Raw genomic sequence first — 21,960 nt, forward strand, 5'->3', positions numbered from 1 at the left:
ATAGATTGTTGTTGTTGAATCATTTGACTCACCTGCTCCCTTTAATACCTTTATTATACAGGAAAAAAGGTACAGCCTCCTCAGTTTTCTTGAGGGTCTATACCTTTTTAAGTATTAAAGGGACTTTTTCAGTGGCCTCCGAAGTGTCTGCGGTTTTTTTTGAACCTGCGAGATACACCTAGTAGTAATTAACATTATAGCATGAATCGATAACCCAATTACATCATGCAACCATTACATAGCTGCCTTATAGATACCAATTATATCATCCAGCGTAGCAGTACGTGGATTAAATAGGCTGCAAATATCTTTCATTGCGTTTCCGGCCATAACCTCGAAATCTTTTTCGTTAGCCTTTAACTGAGCAAGGCCGGAAGGGATACAAATGTCAGCGGATAATTTCTTAATAGACGCTATAGCTTTATCAGCAGCATCACGAACAGACAGACCTTGTATATTTTCACCCATTGCTACGGCAACATCAACAAAACGCTCTGGGCAAGCAATGATATTAAATGTTTCAACATGAGGCAGTAAAATAGCATTGCACACTCCGTGCGGCAGGTTGTATAAACCGCCTAGTTGGTGAGCCATAGCATGCACATATCCCAAACCCGCGTTGTTAAATGCCATGCCAGCTAAATATTCGGCATAAGCCATTTTGTCACGGGCTTCCATATTCTGCCCATTGGCTACCGCATTTCGTAAGTTAGTCGCTATAAGTTTAATAGCCATCAGAGCCGCTGAATCAGTAACCGGTGTAGCAGCAATGGAAACATACGCTTCAACAGCATGAGTTAATGCATCCATACCGGTAGCAGCAGTAAGAGCGGGCGGCATACCAACCATCAGTAAAGGATCATTAATTGCAACATTTGGAGTAGTGTGCCAGTCAGCAATAGCCATTTTTACATGATTAGAAGTATTGGTAATAACAGCAAATCGAGTCATCTCAGAAGCAGTACCGGCGGTGGTGTTAACGGCGATAAACGGAGGCATCGGCTTCTTAGATTTATCAAGACCTTCAAAGTCACGAATGTTTCCGCCATTGGTAGCCAATAAACCAATTCCCTTACCACAATCGTGAGCACTGCCGCCACCCAAGGTTAAAATGGTATCGGAGCCGCTTTCCTGGTAACTTTTTAAACCATCATGAACGTTTTTGTCGGTAGGGTTTGGTTCTGCTCCTGCAAAAGCTGTAACCTTGATACCATCAGCTTCCAGCATTGCCTTAATATCGTCGGCCATCCCACCTGGGCGGCCTAGGTAAGCATCAGTAACAAGGAAGACACTTGTACCACCAAGTGTTTTCACTTGTGCAGGAATTTGTTTGTGCGCTCCTACTCCCATTAGGCTCACAGTAGGTGTAAAATACCCGTAGACTTGTTCACCAATAGACATAAATAAAACCTCCTTAGGGCTAAGCCCATTTCTTATCTACTGACCATATTGTAATGCAAGCATCATGCCAATATCAGTTTAAAGAATAATACAACGTAAAAGGCCATTTATCAGCTAACATCAAAAAAAATAAAGATATTTTCAGAAAAGGTAATTTATTAAATATATGGAAATATGTATCAGTACAGGAACAATATGTTTGGACGAATGTTTCGTTAATGAAACACGTTAGTGTAATATGTTAGCTGGAGGTGAAGTATGGCTAGCCTATTAAAAAGTTTTATTCACGGAAACGATATCAGAGTAATAGATAAAGTCCCGCCGCCCATCTTCCAATCTTGGAAAAGATGCCGGGGGCTAAATGTCAATCATGAACAGATCTTTCAAGATGATATTTTACAATCGAGCATGCTGAAAGAATTATTAGACAGATATGAACAACTAATTAGAATCGCCAAGCCAATCCTGCAGCATTTATTCAGCTTATTGCGTACAAGCAATTATCAAATCATGCTTAGTAACAATCAAGGATACATACTGGAAACTTTTGGAGATCCCTCATTTGTTAACAAAACTGAAAAATTTTTTTTAACCCCTGGTGTCAACTGGCGGGAAAACTTAAAGGGTACAAATGGGATAGGTACCGTACTCATCGAGCAAACTCCTTTAGCTATTCCTGGCTGGACACACTATTCGCAGCCTGTTAGCTTTTTAGATTGTTGGGCTTCTCCTATTAGCTCCAGTGACGGAAACTTAATTGGAGTACTTAACATTTCTGGCGAGGCCGGTGCTAAGCATAAACATTTAATGGAGATAACGACCATTGGGGCCACTATGATTGAACAAAGCCTCCAAATCGCTGAAATGAAAGCAAGATTTAATCTTTCCAAGGGAGATCTAGATGCTTTAGGTAAACTCTTGCTACACGGCTCAGTACATGTTGATAAAGGCGGTTCAAGAAAGACAGAAAAACAAAATTTCTTTGTACCTATGTCATTTAATCACATAGTAGAAAATGAAAACAATCAATGGCATGGACGCAGTCCGAAAACTCATTCTATACTCGATATCGCTATGCGCGCAGCTCGGACAGATTCAACCGTTCTCGTCCAAGGCGAAAGTGGTACAGGCAAGGAAATTGTCGCTAGGATTATCCATAACTCCAGTATGCGAAAGGAAAAGCCGTTTATAACATTAAACTGTGCGGCAATTCCCAATAACCTGGTAGAAAGCGAACTCTTTGGTTATGCTGACGGCGCATTTACAGGGGCAAAGAGGGGTGGACAGCCGGGGAAATTCGAGCTAGCGAGTACTGGGACGATATTTTTAGACGAAATTGGAGATATGCCGTTTCACGTTCAGGCTGCACTGTTAAGAGTTCTTCAACAAAAAGAGTTTTATCGTATTGGTGATGATAAGTGCCGTATAATGAATGCCCGTGTTATTGCTGCAACTAATCAAGATCTACGCCATATGGTAGATCAAGGAAAATTTCGGTTAGATTTATATTATCGTCTGAAAGTTATTTTTATAGAAATCCCCCCACTTAGAGAACGAATTGAGGATATTTGGGATCTAGTACCCTATTTTGTCGAAAAATTCTGCAATAAATTCGGAATGCCGAGTATGGATATCAGCCCAGAGTTATTTCCCCATTTAATAAATAATCAATGGCCGGGCAATGTAAGGCAGTTAGAAAACTGTATCGAGAATATGATCGCCTTATCGCCAGGAGCATCAACGTTAACCATAGAAGACCTACCTAATGAATACAAAACTAAGTTTCAAAGATCAAGCACTAGTCTTGAAGATGAAATATCACAGCAATCCGCCGCCCTCGAAAGAAAACGGATTATTCAGGCATTAAAAGATACTAATGGGAATATCGCTGCTGCAGCCCGGAAACTAGGAATAGGTCGCACTACCATGTACCGTAAGATGGAGAAATTAGAGGTCATATTTTCCGTGAACTAAAATTTAAGAACCAACACCCCTCCTTAGGCTGTTGGTTCTTAACTGTTTCTGTCCACTTTTCGCCATTACCAATGCAAACACTAGAGCTTTACCAGCCAGACTTTGCTAGCTCTTTTAAAAATAAGCTGTCTGCTAGCGGCAGTGTTACTCTATTCCCTGTAAATGCGGATTTATAAATAGCCAGTATCACTTCTAAGGCTTTTCGCCCTTCTATACCGTTAGTTAAAGGTTCCATATCAGTTTTAAACGCTGTGATTATCTCCTGAAATTGGCGCTGATGACATTCAAACGAAATGTCGGGGCTGCTTACTCCAGCATTGTCAGTACTGCTTCCTACTTTATATTCATAACCTGATTTTAATTGAACAGAAGTAAGCACATCATTTTCAAGAACCGCGCTTCCTTCTGTCCCATAGATGTCGATACGTGAGACCAGACCCGGATACGCACAGGTAGTCCCTTCAATTACTCCCAACGCGCCGGATTGAAATTTGATGGCAGCCGAAGCGGTATCCTCTACCTCAAGCCCTGTATGCCCAAAAGTTCCGCAATGACCTGTAACCTCCGCGACCGGTCCTGCCAGAAACTGTAACATGTCAATATAATGGATGCCCTGATTCATTAACACACCACCGCCATCAATCTCCCACGTCCCACGCCATGCGCCGCTATCGTAGTATTCCTGGCTCCGGTATAACTTAATATAACACCCTCCGAAAATCAGTTTGCCTAGTTTACCCTGATCGAGTAAACTCTTCAAAGCGATAACACCATCACTGTAGCGCCTTTGGAATATGACTCCCAATCTAACTCCTTGCTTTTGGCAAGTTTTAATCAAAGCATCTGCCTTTTCTAAGGTGATATCAATGGGTTTCTCGATAACAACATGCTTACCCGCCAACGCAGCTTCAATCCCTAACTCAGCGTGCAGTCCACTAGGAGTACATATCGATACTGCATCAATATCAGTTCTTTTCAGCATTTCCTGATAGTCATTGTACCAATCACAATTAAAGTTGGTCGCGAATTCCTGCGCCTTTGCGGCATTCTTACCACAAATAGCGACCAAAGAGGCATCATCTATTCTTGAAATTGCCTGGGCATGGATAGGAACTATTGATCCGGTCCCTACTATTGCAAATTTTACTTGACTCATATTGCACCTCTTTCCAAAATACTCCATCCATTTTCCTTTTTATGTCCTCTACGTCCATTCGACAAATCATATATTCATCCCTGCCGCAGGGCTTGCTTGGTCATTGCCCCCTCTAAAATTTAGGAAATGGGCATTATCCTATTCACAGTCTAGCACTTTTCATTTCCCCCAAAAATTAAGATCATGTTAACAAAAATTAGTATCTTTTTAACACAATTTGTCTATCTTTCATCACGATAATTCGTTATATTCTTAAAATACAACGAAGTTTTTAGGAGGGAATTGAGAATGCGAGAAACAATTACAATTAATAGAATTATCCAATGCTTGTTTACAAACAAGGAAGTAGCTCAGCAAATTACAGCATATACCCTCACCGGTCAAGGAAAGGAGCAAACAAGCGAACTACTTACGAAATATTGCAGTGGTGGGCATGCCTGCAAAAGTCCGGATTGCCAATTCATTATCGGCTTACCAGGAAAAACTTATACCAAATCACTTGAAAGTATCTATAGTTGTTTGGACAAATAATCAGTTGTATGTCTCCCCGGCTTAAGACCATTCCATCTCAGCAAATTATAGATAATGCTTCTGAATACCCTAGTGCACCTATTATCCTCCCCATACTAAGGGAGGATAGTTTTTTATTTTAATGTACATGGCACCACTGTCATTAAAAAACAAGAATTATCATTCCGTAGGTCCTATGCGAGTAATGGGAAAAAGTATTAGAAAGGATTTTTGATATAAACAGAGATAATAAGTAGATATGGCAGTTAGAGTTTTTACTTAGAAATGTCTTTTTATTTTGTCTTTGAAATTAGGCTATTTGATGTATACATGTATAATTATAAGAATCCATACATAAATACTTCATTTATTTAGTGCTTTATATTATAATGTATCCAAATATTAGAAGAAGGAGGATGAGACCATGCGTAGGCCAATCACACTGTGTAAAAGTAAGACGGTAAATATCTCGCTACACGTCCGTTGCAGGTTGGAACGCTCTGTAACGGCGTTGGAGCTTACAATGATGTCCGTCTTATGGCGTAGTGTCGTACCGACGATGAGCGCTCCGTTCCGACTTTCCGGATAGTTTGCGTCACACGTTGAAGCTTACCTAAAAACGCAAATCCGGAGGTTGGTAGAAATGCATCAATATGCACAGAATCTTGGATTTGCCAGCTATGCCGACCTGCTGGAACATTCTAAGATTCTTTATTCAGAATCTATTATCAAGTGGTACGTCACAGAGCTAGCTGGGGGTATATGGGCAGCCTGGAACTGTCTAGACAGTCTAAGTAACAATTATAAGCGCTTTTCATCTTATGACGAGGCTAAGAAATATATTGACCAGCTTTACTATTCGCTTTATGGATCTCCGCTATATCTGGCACAGGTTGGGTCGAAAATTAATATACGCTGCGAGTATTGTCAAAGTAACCTGCAATTATCCTTTATCCATGAGGACGAAAATATTGCTTGGCTACTTTGTCCAAACATTGAAAACAACGAAGAAGTTCATGATAGTCTTGCGGTTCCAATCGCTATGACTGGATGTAAAATTTGACCTAATCCGATGAGACCAGGGCTATTACTAAGGTTTTGCCCTAGTAGCTGTTTAAAACAAAACTGACGCCTTTTTTCATACGGCGTCAGTTTTGTTGCGTAAGCGAACACCCCTAGCTAATCCAGAGACTCTTGTACTCAAATGCACTTCATTAATGTCCCCTTACCAATTATACTTTGTACTTAACAATTAGATAGTCATCATGATGCGAAACTCCAAGAGCAACATAGGCTTTAACTGCTGGAGTATTGTCTTTACGAACCGAAAGAAATTTTATAAAATCTTGTATCCACTTTCATGATAGGAAATGTACTTGGCAATAGCTCTCTAGATATTTGAGCAAACCTATTTTTTTCATAAAAGCGATGTGCAGCTAAGAATTTTTCGGTGGTTCCCAGGTAAATTTCATGTATGTCATGCTCACGTGCCCATGACATACATGCGAATAACAACAGTTCTGCTGTATTATAGCTTCTCCCTCTATAATCAGCTTTTACAAACATTTTTCTTAATGCCACTTGACAATTTCCAATATCTATCAGCGCAATCGTTCCAACAACCTGGTTATTATAAAGAGCTACCCAGAAGTTACCGCATCCTGACTGATAGAAGTTGGGGATATCACTTAAATCTGGTTGATCTTCTTTGCTTATAGGAATATCAAATTCATTTCGTTGAATATTGAGAATTAAATTAATAACATCCTCTTGATACTTTGGAGAAAATTCTTGTATAATAACTTTTTCCAATTTTTGTACGCCTCCTTGTAGACCTTTATCCCTATTTATTCGTGCTCTTCCTTGTATGATTTTAGTTCTTTCCAATCCTGCTCAATATTTTCACGCATCTTTTTAAGTAATTGATATACAGTGTGTCTTTCCTCTAGATTAAAACCGTTAAAACAGATTTCAATATTCCGGTTTTCTTCTTGAATAATATAAGAATAAGTCTCCTTAGCTTTTAAAGACGGAAATAGATGCCACATCCGCTTGTCCAAACTATCACGTTCCCGCAATACATAATTCTCTTCTATTAACTTTTGTATTGCCTTAGTTGTTGTTGCCTTATCAACTTTGAGAATATTGGAGAGTTCAATTAGATTAATACCCGGGTGCTCGCAAATACGAGTCAGAAAAATAAACTGACCTCTCTGCAGTTTAAATTCCCGATATTTAATATCACTAATCGACTGAATACAGCGAGCAAGCATACCCACTTCTCGAAGAATTTCATTTTTCAGCTTAGTCATGTAAAACCTCCATTTAAGTAGTTGATATTTCAACTACTTAAATTTTATCGCCAACTAGTTGAAATGTCAACTAGTTGGCGATAAAAATAGTCGCTAGACTTAGCAGCTTTACTCAGCGATCACTATATCGTACTCCATACGTTTGGCTGTAGTTCTAGCAATCTCAGATCCCAAAAGTTTTTTTATGATGTGAAACGACATGTCAAGACCGGCAGAAATTCCAGCGGCAGTAATGATTGAGCCTTCATCTACATATTTTTGTCCCTGTTGAATATCAATTTCGGGGTACTCCCTTGCTAGTCTGTCAATATCCATCCAGTGCGTAGTCGCTTTTTTACCATTAAGCAGTCCCGCTTTAGCCAGAAGAAAAGCACCCGTACAAACCGATGCGAGCAATTTTACTTGGGTTGATTGTTTTCTTATCCACTCAATGATCGTTTCATTATGTATTTCTATTTCCTCAGCACCATACCCGCCTGGAATAATTAATATGTCCAAAACAGGCGCATCAGCAATACTGTAGCTAGGTTTTACCATTAAACCATTTCGAGCACTCACCATTTCTCCTGTTTGCGAAATAATATGTACGAAAAAAGGCTTATCCAGCTTACCTGGCGATGTTGTTATGGAGAATACTTCAAACGGCCCCGCAAAATCCAGTACCTCCACTTCATTAAACAATAGAATACCTACATTCAATTGTTGCGCCATGCTCACTCCTCCATATTTCAACTGAAAAAATTCTCTTTTATAGGGCGCGATCCCTCACACAGATATAATGTTAAAACCATCAGCATCACCCCCGCGAGCAAATCATATCTACTTTGCAAATATACAAGCTTTTTCGCGGTCAGCGTTGGCAATCAAAATAATACGGTTTCACCGTCTGAGGGTATCAACAATTGTTCCGCCCTAATCCCCTTGGCTTCAGCATATTTCTTTAAACAGTCACGAGATATTGTGGTATGATCAAGCGCTTCCATATGTGTAGCGATGATTGTACTAGTAGGCGCAGCCAAGCAAACTTTAACTGTTTGTTCGGCATCCATTACGATTGGAACATGCTCACCCCATACAGCACCACATGAATGGGTTATTATAATCGAGGGTTTCACTTGAGAAATAATGTTCTCGACAGCTTTACACCAAATCGTATCGCCTGCCCAATATACCGTAGGCTCATTTTCATTCTTAAATACAAATCCCGACGCGGCCCCCATCTCTTGTAATACTTCGCCCGAACCATGCTGACATGCGGTGCGGCTAATCTCTATGTTTTCCCAAGTTATTCGATCGATGACCGGTACAACACGATGAAATCCTTTAGCTTTAATTGCAGACTCGTCTCCTGGTTGGCACAGGATCGGTAATTCTTGGGGTAGTAACCTTTGAGCCGTTGGATCAAAGTGATCTGAGTGCAGGTGTGAAATAATAGCCATATCTATCCCCTCGATTACTTGAAATGGTTTACAAGGCAAGTCCACTAAAGGATTTGGTGACTTGCCAGTATACGAAGGCATTGCGTGTTTTGCCGCTAGGTACGGGTCAATGATAAACTTCTTTCCCGCATATTCCAATCGTATTGTCGCACTGCGAATAAGCCTGATTTTCATAGTACCTCCTGCCATCAGTTTTTTTCGTTAGCCTGAGTCATTCACCTATCTTGGAATCCCATAAGATACTTTACACGACGGCAGTTTTCTGCCGATGTTAGCCTTTCAAGTAAAAGAAAAGCTACATCTATCGCCGTGGATGGGCAAGAAGAAGTGATAATATTCCCATCAATGACCACTGGTTGATTCACTATGTCTACTCCATACGAAGCCAATTGCCTTTGCCGTAACCCATTATTAAGATGATAGGTAGTCCCCTTTCGCCTTTTGAGAACTCCACTCTTGCCTACAGGCAAGGCACCTACACAGATTGTCGCTATATATTTGCCTGCATCATCAAACTGACGAATCAAAGAGAGAAATTCCTCCTGATAGGCATCTTGATAGAAACCAGCCTCCTCAAATCCACCGGGAATCGCTAAGGCATCATAATCCGCTACGTCCACAGCATTTACTTGTATCTCGGGAATGACAGTAAAACCCCAAGTGCTCTTGAGCTGCTTGTGCATTCCACACGTCACTGTTTGAGTGGTTCCATCTCCTTCATATTCGTTCCAACCTAAGACATCTGTAAAAACACTGGCTTCATAAGCTTCAAAACCGTTAGCCAGTAAAAGCAATACTCTTTTCACAGCCGTTTCCCACCTTCTTTTTTTAGTTCTGGAAATATTGATGATTTCATAGTATCATATAGCTAGATCAGCGTAAAATTGAATATTTCAAATAAAACATTCTATTTTTTCGAATTGACGAGGAGAATAACCATGGATTTACGTCAGTTAAGAACCTTCCTCAGCATTGCAAAAATGGGCAGCTTTATACAAGCTGCCACTCATCTCGGGTATACGCAATCTACAGTAACCACGCATATAAAAAACCTGGAAAGCCACCTAGGTATTAAACTTTTCGACCGCCTAGGTCATAAAATCAATCTAACCTCTGAAGGCAGAACCTTTAAAACTTATGCAGAAAAAATCATAAAACTTGCTGATGAGGCGAAAGAAGCGGTCACACCGACAACTACTCCGCATGGAACTGTAATCGTTGGAACAAGTGAGTCACTCAGCACTTATAAAATTCCAACTTTATTACAGACTTATCGTCAAGATTACGCTAACGTAGAACTCGTTCTAAAATTTGAGAATTGCAGTAAAATCTGCGACTGTATTCGAAACAATGAGCTGGATATCGCCCTAATAATTAACCGTAAAGTTGAAGATCCAGACTTTATAGTAAAATCCTTGGCGATTGAACCAATGCTTTTTATTACCGCCCCGAATCATCCTTTTGCAAAAAAAACAATTTCACCACAAGACCTGAGTGAAACATGCCTTATTTTAACCGAACAAGGTTGCAGCTATCGGGCAACGATTGAGAAAATACTTGATGATTCGTATATCACGCCTCGCTCTAGCATGGAAGTAAATAGTATTGAGTCTATTAAGCAGTTGGTTATGCTGGGCTTAGGTATTTCACTACTCCCTCGTTTTACTGTTGAAAAAGAACTTCACAATAACCAACTGGCTGTAGCAACACACCAGCTACCTCTTCCACAATATATGACGCAGCTTATCTATCACAAAAGCAAGTGGCTTTCACCTGCACTACGTGCTTTTATTAAAACAGTCGATCAAGCTTTTATTGATTCCTATGGACTAGTTAAAAATTCCATAGAATAAGCCTCAACCCCGCGTTTTATTTTCTATTAGGCTATAAAAATATAATTATAGGCAAAATCAGTACTTAAAGAATTTAAAAAGATCTTTCAGTAACTACCACGGCTGGGCAGTTACTGAAAGATCTTTTTTACGCTTTTGGGCATGTTCGGTTCAATCAAAACTTTATCATTTGGCTTAATGAATTGCGATATACCTCCCAACTCATTAAATAATTCCTTTATCGCTAGCCCAACCACCTGTTCATCATAGGAATCTGCTTTTGCAACTATATTTTAGCCATCTGATGTCCCCTCACCTAATTATACTTTGTACTTAATAATTAGATAGTCATCATGATGCGAAAATCCAAGAGCAACATAGGCTTTAACTGCTGGAGTATTATCTTTACTAACCGAAAGAGTTGGAATTTTACCTCTGGCAATAATTCGACGACATAATTCCGCTACAATGGCCTTGCCATATCTTTTGCTACGTTCTTCCCCCAGGGTAAATACTCCGCCGATTTGATTGATTGTATCAGTAACAGCCTGAATATAGGCCTGGGCAACGATTTTACCGTCAACCATTAAAAAAAGATACTCTTCCTCTGCGCCACGTTGTTCTATTACTTTTCTTGTTTCTTCAGGGGTATATTCATGATGGAACCCTTCCCAATAAGCCCTTCTTATAAATTCCACTGCTTCATTTTTATCAATTTCGCTCGCATCGGTAAAAATTGTATTCTCTAAAGTCAAAGGGGTAAAATGCTTATTTACAAAGTAACTGCTTTCCTGGTAACTTACTACCTCTTTTTCAGCAGAAATGGCTTCATATAGGGGCTTGATAAACTTTTGCATTCCTATTAAGACTTGGAACTGTCGCTTTCTCATAATATCTGTAAAAGATGCAATCACTTCTTTTTCTTCTTCAAATACTGGAATACAGCTGCCCATGTTATAAAAGGGTAATATCCCCAATAATTCCCCTTTAGAAAAATAACCATAGTAATCACCACATCTTCTCTTATCCTTATGATTTTCTAAGCCAAATCCCAACACATTTCCAACTAAAAAAGCTCCTCCAAAACTATACCTATCTAAATACTTCAGGACTTGGGCTCTATCCTGTTCAGTAAGCAATCGTATTATTTTAATCCCTCCTAAATGAATTCACAGCCTAAACCACTTTCTTTAAAGTTCGGCTAGATGAATAAATTCTCGTTCAATCAAAAGGGAATTTCTGTAATATCATGTAATATTCCTGCCTGAGAACAAGAAACTCCTCTATCACGGGCTTTTTTAGGCGTAACAGGCTAAGGAATAACCTTATTGTTACCAATTCTTTATTGCTGCTACAACCAATAAATATCCACACTGAACCATTTCCCCCACAAGAATAAGACCCCATAGTCCCTGAAGAATATTTGGCCACCTTAGCATATTAACCCTCCTGAATGAAAAGATATGGATTTTAAAGATAACAGGTTTAGCGAGAGCTCTATCGCCTGCAAACGCTGTTATCCCTTTTGGGGATGGCACAACTGTCCTTGAATAGGAAGATGGTATAAATAATCACTGGGATGACTATTAAATTGACAATCGAAATGTAAGCAAAGTAATCCAAAGCATCGAACATCATAAAAATATTGTTTGCTAGGTATTTGGCAGCGAAAAAGATAATGCCGCTTAACACCCAAAAAAAATATTCTTTTGGCTTTCCAAGAAGCCTGACCAGGATTATTGCCGCAAAAAAGCACAGTATGTACTTCATTAGCCACCCGCCCACAATCTGGTACATGACGAACAGTTCACCGGCTTCCATGAAATCGAAATGACTAACAAGCTGTGTCTGTAGCAGTTTAGGATAGAACATGGCATTAAGCCATGGTAGGGAAAATGTCGCTATTGTCCCTATCATCGAAACGACTTGGTTCTGGGCAACAAATAATGTACCTAGCACAGTGTATTTCAGAATATTTGCTTTATCAGACACCCGAGAGAGAAATGGCAGGATAATAGCGATACTACCATAAACCCCGGTCAGTTTTAGGACGGCTTGGGCAAAGTCCCCGGTGACGCCATCAGCCATGATGGGAAAAATATAATCGTAATTCTTGTATTTAGCAACCAGAATAAATAGCCCCATTCCCGATGTCGCTATGCCTGCGATATGGATAATAGTAGTAGTAATGACAGCCTGATACCCGAGTGTGGCAATATATAGGCCCACAGTCATTAGCACGGCCATGAATGCTGTTGGGGGAATATTCAAGAGAAACTGCTCGTGCATGGCGCTAGATTCAACTGCCGCACTTTCCAGGAGATGTAAAAGGACCGACAACATGAACAGGCTAAGCATGGCATTGCCCAATACCGGTCCAAGGGTATAGCGATAGATGTGTGCCATACTATAGCAATTCTTTTTCCGGCATACCCAGATCAAGTAGCTGATGTACACCAAGATTAAGAGCATAGCTACAGCGACTGCCAGCCAAGTGTCCCTGCCTGCCAGTCTAGTAAATACCGCGGGGTAAGTCTTGACTGATACTATAGTAAGGCCAGCAATAATGAACATCAGGTGCTTCGAATTAAACATGTTTTTCTCTCCGTTAGTAAATAATACCCATATATGAAATTATTGGCGGAACCACTGGCAATTATCCATGATCGGAGGAGCTTTTCATGAGTCTGTATTATTATGTTTACCTCGGGCATATAAAGACAACGCTTGTAAATCAATTTGATGTTAAATACAGGGATATCGAGACCCCTAGAGGCAAGATCACTCTGGTCTACATTGAAGACATGACAGCAAATGAAAGGATCAGCCATTACATCATCGGTCCATTACAGTCCGTAGTTGATGATCTCGCCAATGCTGAAGATATCAAGAGGACTATTCTTAGGTCCTCTGAGGTATCTGATGTGAAATCACCTGAGGATGCTATTGAGAGCATCTTGTCAGGAAAAGCAATCGTCTTATTTGAGTTCCTTACAGAAGTCCTTTCCTGCGACGTGAAAAAATTCAGCAAACGGGCAGTGAAGGATCCTGCAGGAGACGCTGTGTCCCAAGGCCCTCAGGAAGGGTTTAACGAGGTCCTGCTTGACAATGTTTGCCTGATCCGGCGCCGGGTTAAGAACCCTAACCTTAGGCTGGAAAGGTTTGTGCTAGGACGGTCATCGCAAACCACAGTGGTTCTCGCCTACATTGAAGGCACAGCTCCGCCGGAACTAATACGTCTTCTAAGAAGGAAGCTTTCCGCGATTGATATAGACTTTATCCTTGACGTATCTTATATTGATGAACAGTTAAAAACCAGTCGAACTGTCTTTGATACCTTGACAAGTTCCGAACGTCCCGACACCGTAGCCGCCCATTTATTTGAGGGTAGAGCAGCTATACTGGTGGACGGCACTTCCTTCGCGCTGATAGCACCGACATTTTTCATGGAAATCTTCCAGGCTGCAGATGATTATTACCTAAATAAATATACAGCCGATTTTGCCAGGCTTCTCAGGGTAATGTCTCTTTTCGTTTCGCTGATGTTACCCGGGTTATATGTAGCCCTCACCACGAACCACCTGAACCTTCTTCCCACAACTATTGCCTTGACAATTGCCACGTCACGGGCTGTTGTACCTTTTCCCATCGTTGCAGAAGTCCTACTAATGCTGATGTTTTTTGAATTCACTAAAAAGGCCGGCAAACGTCTCCCGACCCAAATAGGGCCATCGCTTAGCATAGTATCTGCACTGATTCTAGGCCAGGCGGCCATAAATGCCGGACTTACGTCAGATAGCACAGTGGTCGTCATGGGGGTTTATGCCATTACATCGTTTATTAATCCCAAGATTGCATCAGGTTCCTCTATGTGGTCGGTGTTTATTATCACCTTATCCGCCGCATTAGGGCTGCAGGGTTTCTTTGTCGGACTTATTCTAATGGCTGGGCACCTGGCCTCGTTAAAAAGCTGCGGCTACCCGTATTTCTTTCCGCTTGGCACTGCCAAACGTTTTTACTCCAAGGATTTCTTATTTAGATCCGACCTCGAGAATATTTCATCTGGGATTCTTAAAAGAGGGGAAAATTCCTAATGGTGACAAAATTCTTTTGCTTTGTGCTTTTGGCTGCCGCTATTGGGAGTGCCGGGTGTACAGGCTTCTATCAGGACATAAACAAGTCACTACTAATCACATCAGTTCTCGTCGACGTGGGTGAGAACGGTGAACCTAAAATATACTTTGAGGGTTTTCGCCCCAAGCGTGCGTCAGGCAAAGATAAAAAGGAAGACCGGGCAATATTTATCATCAGCGGCAAAACCGTATCGGAAGTGATCGATTCCCTAAATGCGACTGCTAGCAATAAGCCCAACTTTGGCCATACCAAGGTTGTGCTATTTTCAAGACGAGCCGCCGAAGCGGGATTGGCTAAATACACAGATTTGTTTGCTAGGGATCAGGAACATCTTCTGCGCAGTTATGTAGCACTATTTGATGGCAAGCCTGAGGATTTGTTCAGTGCTAAGCTACCGGGAGATGAGTTCTTGGGCCTGCACTGCTATGACCTATTTCGCTATTACAATCTCAAATCAGCCAAGTTAATGGAAGTACAGGTGAAAGATCTTTTTAATGGAAGGTATGACTACAGCCGTACAAGTGTACTCCCTGTTTTGACGCTAACTAAGCACGTAGAAAAAATCCCGGGGGTCAGTGGCGCAGCAGTTTTACGTGATTTCAGATTGGTGACAATACTACCAGAGCAAGAAGTCCCTTATTACAGCTTATTTCAGGACAGTGACCAAGTGTCTGTATATACCATCGACAACCCCATATATCCGGGAAGTTACGTGTCACTGCAGACAGTCAATGCCCATATAAGAACAAAGGTTGCCTACAATGGGACTAATATTACGCTAACAAAGAAGCTGGAATTAGACCTAACCTTTCGGGAGGCTCAAAACGGCATTAACCTGACCCCAGACCAGCGCGAACAAATAAAAAAATCGCTGGCTCAGAATTTGAAGACTGAGTGCGATAGTTTCTTTGACAAATATAAGGCGGAATCAGTGGATATCTTTAACCTGGAGGAAATGTTCCGGCGTAAATACCCAAATGAAAAGGTTGACAATCCCCTTGGTAAAACAATTCTGGATTTGGTTATAAACATCAATATTGAAGGGTCTGGTCATTACAAATCTTTTGATTAAAATTTTAGCTGGCCTACTGAGATATCAACCTCTTCGAGAAAGTTCGCTTTACTCAGCAAGCCAGCTACTCATTTGTCTGGCTTCCGACACCACTGCGGTTTGGCGGAGCAAATCCTCTGGCTTACGTATCCCCCGGCGATAAGGATTTTGTAATCACCGAAGCCGAGGAACGAAAAGGTCAGCGTCAGAAACGTTCACACTATTTTGTTTAGGTCAGCAATTAACGCATCAATATCGATGCCATGTGCTTGAGCACCCTGTGCAATGTTTTCAAATCGAGCGGCTGCGCAGCCAAAGCAACCCATACCATAGTTACGGAATATTTCAACCGTCTTCGGGTATTGACTAACGACCGCACCGATACCCATCTCTTTTGTAATTATCATCGTGTTGCTCCTCCTTTCAACAGAAAAATTAATCTCCACTGAGTTCATAATTGTTTTCTTGCTATAATAATAGTTATTAATGCAACAATTAGCAAGTACGCACTTATTTGTATCATAGTACCCAATTATATACCGCCAAAATTGAATCCCTTCGTCGGTGCTGTCAAGTGTCATAACAATAGTTAAAATAGAGCAAGAGTGCCTCGCTTATTTTTAGGAGGGCACTCTTGCTCTAACCATAAGTAAATTCTAACTTTACCGACATGGTACTTTCGTCTACTCACAAGCCTCTACTGCATAATAAAATTAATTGATTCTCGCGTCATTATACACAATATCCGATAAAGTACCATTAAAATATTCGTAGTCTCCATCAGGCAGGTTCCAAATTGCTTTTAACCTAGATGGTATTTTTATGCCATTCTTTTCGATGTAATTACTTGCCTCAGCCGTCCACTTGTGTTTTTCAGATTTCCCTTTGCCAGTATCCATATAACGATCATCTGTCTCAAATTTTGTAAATTCACCCTTATCATTAAACGTAAATACCCCTTCTGCTTTAACACCTTTGTAGTCAATACTTGCTTTAGCGTGATTTGGGTCAATAGCCTCCCACCTGATATATGGCTGTAGGGCGCAGGCAGGCACTACCAAAATCTCAGACAAGTATGTGACAGCAGCAGATACATTTATTTCAGCCCCGGTTCATTAAATACGGTTACTTTCTTCAGCAGTTTTCCCAGCATATTTCCTTGCCCGTTAAGGTACTTGTCTCTTCCCTCAAACGGAATGACACCAAACATTGTTGAATAAATATATGCTAGTCTCGCTGGCTCCAAAACAAAATTATATTGCTCATATTTTATTTTAATCCACGGCTTATTAGGGCGCATTTTAAAATTGACATTATCCCATACAAATTTAGCTTTTGTCATTTTTGCTTTGCCTATATAGCCGCAATGTCTAAAATAGCGCTGAACCGGTTCGGGAAGAGTTGATATATCTTCTTCTTTAAATACCTCATGGCTTACTATTGATTTGTCGAGCTCAGCTTGCACTTCAGATAAATACATTTTTTTCATAAGTGTATTCTCCCCAGAATTTCCTCTGCTATTGTTTATTCCGTCGCATAAGACTGTTGCCCGCGAAGTGGCGAGTTCTGCTCCTCCGAAAGCTGAGATTGAATGATCACAGCATCAGGATGGGTAAGCCATCGGCTGACCAGCCTCCAAACCAGTATAATTCCCAGCACAATTCCGGCAGTAACTTGAAATCCCGTGTGCCAATTGGTCTCCACCCTTGACCAGGATATGGCAGCCGCACAGGAATACCACAGCCAGGCAAGTCGCGGAAAATAAAGTGTCAGCAAAAATGCCATGGCGAAGGCATGGGTCGCATGCCCGCTGGGAAAACCGCCAGTTCCGCCATTTGGCCTAAGATACCATGGTTCTAAATGAATCAATTTAAGGCCCTGTACAAAAATCAAAACGAACAGATCTAGCGTCAAAGTTAGTTTAATGATGCTCGTCAGCCGCTTGCGCCATGCCCAGCCGATAATGAGCAGGTTAGAAAGGATCAAAAACAGATCATTCCCCATACCACCCAGAAATTTTCCCACAGAGTAAACCGCATAATCTTGGGACGGCTGGATGGTAAGAACTATGCTACTTATAGCCACACCGACAACCAACGCTAACATAATTGCCCTACGAAGGGGCTCCCTATGATCCAGGCTCGCCAGCAATGCTTTCATGAGTCGTCCTCCTCTGCTTCTACGTTATTGCCCATAGGGCATCGGAAATGCTCCGCTGAAATCTTTGGCATAAAACACTACGAGATCTAGCTCCGGTATTCCGGCGCGAGTGACCGGTATCATTCCCACGAACTCAATGGCCGCAAAATGAGGTCGATACAGCGGCAGTACTTCTGCTATGATGGCTTTTCGGCCAATAATAAGTGCGTCCTTCCCCCGAAAATCAGTCAGTTTGTGCAGATAGGCGAAATGATGGGGTTCGTTATTCAGGCATAGAACCGGCAATTTACCGCCTAAGGCATAATCAAGTTTCCCCGCGTCAATCCAGTGAGCGGCAACAACAAACTGAACCTGGGAATCAAGTAAACCCTGCTCCGCAAGAAATCCCGGCAGATTCCTCCAGTCCAGCGCCTCTATTGTTGGATCACCTGATTGAAACCACTGGGGCTGAACCTGACGCATCCAGCCTGTTGCCGTATGACTGCCGAGTACCCCTACCATCAACAAAAAGATGGTCACTGAGGCTGTCAGCCAAACCCGGGTAATTCCACTACCCCGTTTCATCCAGCCTGCTACAGCACGGCCCAGCAAGGGCATTGCCAAAAGATATCCCGGCGCTTGCCAGTGAAATAGCCCCTGTGCCCCCCACAACGTTGCCACTGTAAATAGTGCAATTGGCCCAATGGCCAAGCAACATAGAAACCACTGCCTGCTCTGAAGTGGGTTCCTCATCGGATCACCCGGCCCGGAGAAGGTTTCTTTCAGCAAGACCCAAACCAAGGGTACCCAGATCCAGGGCAAAACCCATACCGCCTGTCCGGCGATATTACCCAACATTTTTAACGGATAAAATCCCTTAGCAGCACCTCGGCCACTTTGAAACAAAAAGGATATCCAATGATGTTCCTGATTCCAGAGTACTACCGGCAGAAATACAATCGCAGCAATTCCTGCAGCAAGATAAGGCCCCACGGTTAACAGCACGCGGCGGTGTTCTTTCGTGGTTATCACAAAAAGCAAACTGCCAAAAAACAAAAAGACAGCATGATATTTTGCCAGCATACCCAATCCGATCAACAAACCCGCTGCTAACCACAGTTGCCAAGATGAATTTGCAGTAGGCTCAAAAAATACATGTACCAGCACCAAGGTAGCTGCCATCATCAAGAACATTAATGGCCCATCAGGCAAAATCCAGCTTCCGGTACTGAGGCTGAAAACGGCGGAAACGTTTAAAAGCAAGGCAGCATAAACCCCGGCCCATTCGCCAAAAAGTTTGCCACCGAGTCGATACATCATCCAGGTAGTTGCAGCAAACATACCAATAAATGGGAGACGCAGCACTAACCCATTTTCACTGCCGGTAATATGAGTAGTCAGCCAAATTATCCAAAAATGCAGTGGCGGATGATCGAAATAACTCAGGCTGAAATTACGGGCAATAGCTACCACATAAGATTCATCCACTCCGAGGCCGATAGCTCCGGCCAAAGCAATGCGGAACAAAGTGCCGATTATGATAATCAATATGACGATGGATGGTGGAGATTTTAAATTCATGTAGAACTGCTCCTTCTGGGATTTTCCCGACTACGGATGTGTTAATGTCGTCTCGTGGTGAATGAACTTAGACCTAGAATCCTTCAGTCGATTTTTAGCAGCTCGCAACTTCAAGACCATCCATATCGCCTCCATGAAAATTTTCCTGGACATTTTTGAGTTTCCCGCCGCCCGCTCCTCAAAAATGATTGGTACTTCCTGAATTGTAAAGGACTTAAGGAAAGCACGATACGTCAGCTCAATTTGAAAAGAATAACCGTTGGACCGGACATCGTCCAAATCAATGTTCTCCAGTAGCTCCCGGCGAAAACATTTATACCCGCCAGTTAAATCCTTGAACGGAAGCCCTAAGATCATGCGGGAATACAAACTTCCACCATAACTGATTAGCCGGCGAATAGTACTCCAGTTCGTAACTCCTCCACCGGGAACATAGCGGCTGCCAAGTACCAGGTCATATTTCTCGGCTGTAGCGAGAAATTGTTCTAAGTATTTAGGATTGTGGGAGAAATCACCATCCATTTCGAAAATGTATTGATAATCCCGCTCTAAGGCCCATTTGAATCCAGCAATATAGGCTGTCCCCAGTCCCATTTTTCCGGACCGAGCCAGCAAAAACAGCTTATCGGGGTAGTGACTCTGAATGAGTTCACGAACCAATTGCCCTGTACCATCAGGTGAATTATCATCGACAATAAGAACATGAAATTCCCCGTCCTGCCGATAAATAAGTGCCAGCAATTCTGCTAAATTTTTACGTTCATTGTAAGTTGGTATAACTATTAGCTTCATAAGATACGGGAGCCCCCTTTTCTTGCTTACAGCGCCTTTCACCAAACGTAATCTGATAGTTTAACAGGAAATTCAGGCCGCTGACCAGTGCAATAGACACAAGCTGTGCCAAGGTTTTACCGGCCTGAACATACTCCACCAAAAACTGTAGGACAAGGAGATTAACCCCTAGATTCATGATACTGATAACAAAAAAGCTCGCGTATTTTTTTGAAATGCTTTTATCTTCCGCGCGCCCTTTGAAAGTCCATAATACATTCCAGACAAAATTACTGGTGACCGCTATACCAAAGGAGCAGCCGGCTGCAACCATATAATTGGCACTCAAAGCGATCAAATACATATACACTACCATGTTAACGCCAACCCCGGACAACCCCACTACAGCAAATTTGATCAGCATTTTTAGCAATGAATATCACCTCTGTACTATGAAGTGAGAAAATCCCTGATTATGTATGGCACCTATCGAATACCTACACTAACCTTCATTGTTAACATCTCCTTAAAATATCAATCTGTTTCTCGCTGTTAAGTCAACATGATAGCCCATTTTTTGTTACATTATGACACAGTTTCTTTTTTCAAAGGTTATCGATTTGTTAACTTCTTATTAATCCTCACACTGCTACTGCCACATTTTTGCATCTGAACCCATACCCAAAGCACAAGAATACTCCAACCCCTGCGAAGCCAGCATAATCAAGCCAATATAACGCATAAAAGACCCTGCGATACGTAATTAAACGCCGCAGAGTCTTATTTCCAAGCTAAGAACTTTTCGGAGGATAACTAAATTCATCAACCTCAAACCTCCAAGATCAATCCCTTGGCGAATAACCTTCTTTTGTCTGCTGCCAACTTTCTTGGTAAAAGTTCATTAAGATACATGAATGCCCAAAATCTGGCTATACTAGATGGAAGTTGATGCTGTGGGAAGGCAGTTGATTTTTGTGAATATCTTTGAGGTAATTCATGATTCGTTTGAACCATTTTTAGATGGCGAAAAAAGAGCATTAAATGTTATGGAGGCCACGAATTTATGGTTTTTTCTTGCGATAAGTGAGACGACGATGCGCAATGAAGAAGTAGCCTACAATTTAGCTCAAGACCAGGAGCTTAAAGACAGGTTATGGGATGCAAAGGCTAGTGTTCATCAACCAATTGCAAAAGAAATCCAAGATTTTCTGCTGGCAGAAAGGGTACCCTTACCCAAAGGGACTCCACCAAAACCAGTTGGAGATTTTCAACTTATCCCTGAGGGAGCAAAATTAAATGATGAAGAAATTGCCAATCTAATGTCTTTTAACCTTCTTCTTGGAATTAATTATGCTTCAAGAGGACTTACGGAGTCCATTCGTGCTGATGTAGGATTAATCTTTTTCAAAGTTATTGTCAGAAAAACGATTTTCGGGGCAACACTAAAAAAACTTATGGATCAACGCGGGTGGCTTCATGATCCACCTGTCTATAAATCGTAATATCATGATGGTACCTCAAAAAGCCACTCATTGCTGAGTGGCTTAAAATTTATCTTTATAAAGTAAAGAGCCCGCAATGATCTACGCTACAGCCTACACCGATCATTACATACCTATACGCAGACTTTCGCCTACCCACAAGCATTACACAACCGATG

The 21,960-nt window shown here is 41.6% G+C and carries 22 protein-coding genes and 1 pseudogene; 8 read left to right on the forward strand and 15 right to left on the reverse strand.

Annotated elements, in window-relative coordinates; all coding sequences use genetic code 11:
- Positions 1 to 234: 234 nt before the first annotated feature.
- Entirely contained in the window at positions 235 to 1,395 is a 1,161-nt protein-coding gene (locus VN447_RS14400; protein WP_414714915.1) for an iron-containing alcohol dehydrogenase, read from the reverse strand.
- Between the two features lie 264 nt (positions 1,396 to 1,659).
- Here VN447_RS14400 and VN447_RS14405 point away from each other — a divergent pair, with 264 nt between their 5' ends.
- On the forward strand, positions 1,660 to 3,375 hold the full coding sequence (locus VN447_RS14405; RefSeq protein WP_325526038.1) for a sigma-54-dependent Fis family transcriptional regulator: 1,716 nt from the start codon (positions 1,660 to 1,662) through the stop codon (positions 3,373 to 3,375).
- A gap of 88 nt (positions 3,376 to 3,463) precedes the next feature.
- On the opposite strand, the gene VN447_RS14410 is transcribed toward VN447_RS14405, so the two are convergent.
- A complete protein-coding gene (locus VN447_RS14410) occupies positions 3,464 to 4,531 on the reverse strand; it encodes a Gfo/Idh/MocA family oxidoreductase (protein WP_325526039.1) in 1,068 nt (355 codons plus the stop codon).
- Between the two features lie 288 nt (positions 4,532 to 4,819).
- On the opposite strand from VN447_RS14410, the gene VN447_RS14415 reads away from it, so the two are divergent.
- The 3 genes from VN447_RS14415 to VN447_RS14425 all read left to right on the forward strand — a co-directional run bounded on the left by VN447_RS14415 (position 4,820) and on the right by VN447_RS14425 (position 6,104).
- Positions 4,820 to 5,062, forward strand: a complete 243-nt coding sequence (locus VN447_RS14415) for a hypothetical protein (protein WP_325526040.1) — start codon at positions 4,820 to 4,822, stop codon at positions 5,060 to 5,062.
- 403 nt (positions 5,063 to 5,465) lie between these two features.
- Entirely contained in the window at positions 5,466 to 5,630 is a 165-nt protein-coding gene (locus VN447_RS14420; protein ID WP_325526041.1) for a hypothetical protein, read from the forward strand.
- A gap of 54 nt (positions 5,631 to 5,684) precedes the next feature.
- Positions 5,685 to 6,104, forward strand: a complete 420-nt coding sequence (locus VN447_RS14425; protein ID WP_325526042.1) for a hypothetical protein — start codon at positions 5,685 to 5,687, stop codon at positions 6,102 to 6,104.
- A gap of 254 nt (positions 6,105 to 6,358) precedes the next feature.
- On the opposite strand, the gene VN447_RS14430 is transcribed toward VN447_RS14425, so the two are convergent.
- From VN447_RS14430 to VN447_RS14450, 5 genes are all read right to left on the reverse strand, one after another.
- Positions 6,359 to 6,853 carry a GNAT family N-acetyltransferase gene (locus VN447_RS14430; RefSeq protein WP_325526043.1) on the reverse strand — a complete coding sequence of 165 codons (495 nt, stop codon included), beginning with the start codon at positions 6,851 to 6,853 and terminating at the stop codon, positions 6,359 to 6,361.
- A gap of 35 nt (positions 6,854 to 6,888) precedes the next feature.
- Positions 6,889 to 7,353, reverse strand: coding sequence for a MarR family winged helix-turn-helix transcriptional regulator (locus tag VN447_RS14435; protein WP_325526044.1), 465 nt, complete (start codon positions 7,351 to 7,353; stop codon positions 6,889 to 6,891).
- 108 nt (positions 7,354 to 7,461) lie between these two features.
- Positions 7,462 to 8,064: a DJ-1/PfpI family protein gene (locus VN447_RS14440; protein WP_325526045.1), complete on the reverse strand. Its 603-nt coding sequence runs from the start codon at positions 8,062 to 8,064 to the stop codon at positions 7,462 to 7,464.
- A gap of 152 nt (positions 8,065 to 8,216) precedes the next feature.
- Positions 8,217 to 8,966 (reverse strand): MBL fold metallo-hydrolase, encoded by a 750-nt coding sequence (locus VN447_RS14445; RefSeq protein WP_325526046.1) that lies wholly within the window; start codon positions 8,964 to 8,966, stop codon positions 8,217 to 8,219.
- A gap of 41 nt (positions 8,967 to 9,007) precedes the next feature.
- The gene (locus VN447_RS14450) at positions 9,008 to 9,598 is read right to left on the reverse strand and encodes a DJ-1/PfpI family protein (protein WP_325526047.1); all 591 of its coding nucleotides are present in this window, start codon (positions 9,596 to 9,598) and stop codon (positions 9,008 to 9,010) included.
- Positions 9,599 to 9,730: 132 nt separating this feature from the next.
- Here VN447_RS14450 and VN447_RS14455 point away from each other — a divergent pair, with 132 nt between their 5' ends.
- Positions 9,731 to 10,645: a LysR family transcriptional regulator gene (locus VN447_RS14455; protein ID WP_325526048.1), complete on the forward strand. Its 915-nt coding sequence runs from the start codon at positions 9,731 to 9,733 to the stop codon at positions 10,643 to 10,645.
- A gap of 299 nt (positions 10,646 to 10,944) precedes the next feature.
- On the opposite strand, the gene VN447_RS14460 is transcribed toward VN447_RS14455, so the two are convergent.
- Both VN447_RS14460 and VN447_RS14465 read right to left on the reverse strand, forming a co-directional pair.
- The gene (locus VN447_RS14460) at positions 10,945 to 11,763 is read right to left on the reverse strand and encodes a GNAT family N-acetyltransferase (RefSeq protein ID WP_325526049.1); all 819 of its coding nucleotides are present in this window, start codon (positions 11,761 to 11,763) and stop codon (positions 10,945 to 10,947) included.
- A 358-nt stretch (positions 11,764 to 12,121) separates the two neighbouring features.
- Positions 12,122 to 13,219, reverse strand: a complete 1,098-nt coding sequence (locus tag VN447_RS14465) for an endospore germination permease (RefSeq protein WP_325526050.1) — start codon at positions 13,217 to 13,219, stop codon at positions 12,122 to 12,124.
- Between the two features lie 86 nt (positions 13,220 to 13,305).
- Here VN447_RS14465 and VN447_RS14470 point away from each other — a divergent pair, with 86 nt between their 5' ends.
- The gene (locus tag VN447_RS14470; RefSeq protein ID WP_325526051.1) at positions 13,306 to 14,718 is read left to right on the forward strand and encodes a spore germination protein; all 1,413 of its coding nucleotides are present in this window, start codon (positions 13,306 to 13,308) and stop codon (positions 14,716 to 14,718) included.
- On the forward strand, positions 14,718 to 15,830 hold the full coding sequence (locus VN447_RS14475) for a Ger(x)C family spore germination protein (RefSeq protein ID WP_325526052.1): 1,113 nt from the start codon (positions 14,718 to 14,720) through the stop codon (positions 15,828 to 15,830). Before VN447_RS14470 ends, VN447_RS14475 begins: the two co-directional genes overlap by 1 nt.
- 194 nt (positions 15,831 to 16,024) lie before the next feature.
- Here the strand turns inward: VN447_RS14475 and VN447_RS14480 are convergent, their stop codons facing one another.
- From VN447_RS14480 to VN447_RS14510, 6 genes and pseudogenes are all read right to left on the reverse strand, one after another.
- Entirely contained in the window at positions 16,025 to 16,216 is a 192-nt protein-coding gene (locus tag VN447_RS14480) for a DUF1858 domain-containing protein (protein WP_325526053.1), read from the reverse strand.
- Between the two features lie 387 nt (positions 16,217 to 16,603).
- Positions 16,604 to 17,298 (reverse strand): annotated as a pseudogene (locus VN447_RS23310) (DUF6544 family protein); the annotation flags it as partial.
- Positions 17,299 to 17,333: 35 nt separating this feature from the next.
- A complete protein-coding gene (locus VN447_RS14495; protein ID WP_325526056.1) occupies positions 17,334 to 17,969 on the reverse strand; it encodes a phosphatase PAP2 family protein in 636 nt (211 codons plus the stop codon).
- Between the two features lie 24 nt (positions 17,970 to 17,993).
- Positions 17,994 to 19,529 carry a glycosyltransferase family 39 protein gene (locus VN447_RS14500; RefSeq protein WP_325526057.1) on the reverse strand — a complete coding sequence of 512 codons (1,536 nt, stop codon included), beginning with the start codon at positions 19,527 to 19,529 and terminating at the stop codon, positions 17,994 to 17,996.
- A gap of 30 nt (positions 19,530 to 19,559) precedes the next feature.
- On the reverse strand, positions 19,560 to 20,321 hold the full coding sequence (locus VN447_RS14505) for a polyprenol monophosphomannose synthase (RefSeq protein WP_325526058.1): 762 nt from the start codon (positions 20,319 to 20,321) through the stop codon (positions 19,560 to 19,562).
- Positions 20,290 to 20,724 carry a GtrA family protein gene (locus tag VN447_RS14510; RefSeq protein WP_325526060.1) on the reverse strand — a complete coding sequence of 145 codons (435 nt, stop codon included), beginning with the start codon at positions 20,722 to 20,724 and terminating at the stop codon, positions 20,290 to 20,292. Before VN447_RS14510 ends, VN447_RS14505 begins: the two co-directional genes overlap by 32 nt.
- A gap of 514 nt (positions 20,725 to 21,238) precedes the next feature.
- Here VN447_RS14510 and VN447_RS14515 point away from each other — a divergent pair.
- The gene (locus VN447_RS14515; protein WP_325526059.1) at positions 21,239 to 21,802 is read left to right on the forward strand and encodes a DUF3231 family protein; all 564 of its coding nucleotides are present in this window, start codon (positions 21,239 to 21,241) and stop codon (positions 21,800 to 21,802) included.
- Positions 21,803 to 21,960: the final 158 nt, after the last annotated feature.

The organism is Sporomusa sp., assembly GCF_035561155.1.
Classification (GTDB): domain Bacteria; phylum Bacillota; class Negativicutes; order Sporomusales; family Sporomusaceae; genus Sporomusa.

What these genes read in the sequence shown, in the direction of transcription:
- VN447_RS14495 (WP_325526056.1), bottom strand. Translation starts at nt 17,969, where the DNA reads ATGAAAGCATTGCTGGCGAGCCTGGATCATAGGGAGCCCCTTCGTAGG.
- VN447_RS14475 (WP_325526052.1), top strand. Translation starts at nt 14,718, where the DNA reads ATGGTGACAAAATTCTTTTGCTTTGTGCTTTTGGCTGCCGCTATTGGG.
- VN447_RS14410 (WP_325526039.1), bottom strand. Translation starts at nt 4,531, where the DNA reads ATGAGTCAAGTAAAATTTGCAATAGTAGGGACCGGATCAATAGTTCCT.
- VN447_RS14435 (WP_325526044.1), bottom strand. Translation starts at nt 7,353, where the DNA reads ATGACTAAGCTGAAAAATGAAATTCTTCGAGAAGTGGGTATGCTTGCT.
- VN447_RS14505 (WP_325526058.1), bottom strand. Translation starts at nt 20,321, where the DNA reads ATGAAGCTAATAGTTATACCAACTTACAATGAACGTAAAAATTTAGCA.
- VN447_RS14465 (WP_325526050.1), bottom strand. Translation starts at nt 13,219, where the DNA reads ATGTTTAATTCGAAGCACCTGATGTTCATTATTGCTGGCCTTACTATA.
- VN447_RS14480 (WP_325526053.1), bottom strand. Translation starts at nt 16,216, where the DNA reads ATGATAATTACAAAAGAGATGGGTATCGGTGCGGTCGTTAGTCAATAC.
- VN447_RS14510 (WP_325526060.1), bottom strand. Translation starts at nt 20,724, where the DNA reads ATGCTGATCAAATTTGCTGTAGTGGGGTTGTCCGGGGTTGGCGTTAAC.
- VN447_RS14415 (WP_325526040.1), top strand. Translation starts at nt 4,820, where the DNA reads ATGCGAGAAACAATTACAATTAATAGAATTATCCAATGCTTGTTTACA.
- VN447_RS14440 (WP_325526045.1), bottom strand. Translation starts at nt 8,064, where the DNA reads ATGGCGCAACAATTGAATGTAGGTATTCTATTGTTTAATGAAGTGGAG.
- VN447_RS14515 (WP_325526059.1), top strand. Translation starts at nt 21,239, where the DNA reads ATGGAAGTTGATGCTGTGGGAAGGCAGTTGATTTTTGTGAATATCTTT.
- VN447_RS14470 (WP_325526051.1), top strand. Translation starts at nt 13,306, where the DNA reads ATGAGTCTGTATTATTATGTTTACCTCGGGCATATAAAGACAACGCTT.
- VN447_RS14455 (WP_325526048.1), top strand. Translation starts at nt 9,731, where the DNA reads ATGGATTTACGTCAGTTAAGAACCTTCCTCAGCATTGCAAAAATGGGC.
- VN447_RS14445 (WP_325526046.1), bottom strand. Translation starts at nt 8,966, where the DNA reads ATGAAAATCAGGCTTATTCGCAGTGCGACAATACGATTGGAATATGCG.
- VN447_RS14405 (WP_325526038.1), top strand. Translation starts at nt 1,660, where the DNA reads ATGGCTAGCCTATTAAAAAGTTTTATTCACGGAAACGATATCAGAGTA.
- VN447_RS14500 (WP_325526057.1), bottom strand. Translation starts at nt 19,529, where the DNA reads ATGAATTTAAAATCTCCACCATCCATCGTCATATTGATTATCATAATC.
- VN447_RS14425 (WP_325526042.1), top strand. Translation starts at nt 5,685, where the DNA reads ATGCATCAATATGCACAGAATCTTGGATTTGCCAGCTATGCCGACCTG.
- VN447_RS14420 (WP_325526041.1), top strand. Translation starts at nt 5,466, where the DNA reads ATGCGTAGGCCAATCACACTGTGTAAAAGTAAGACGGTAAATATCTCG.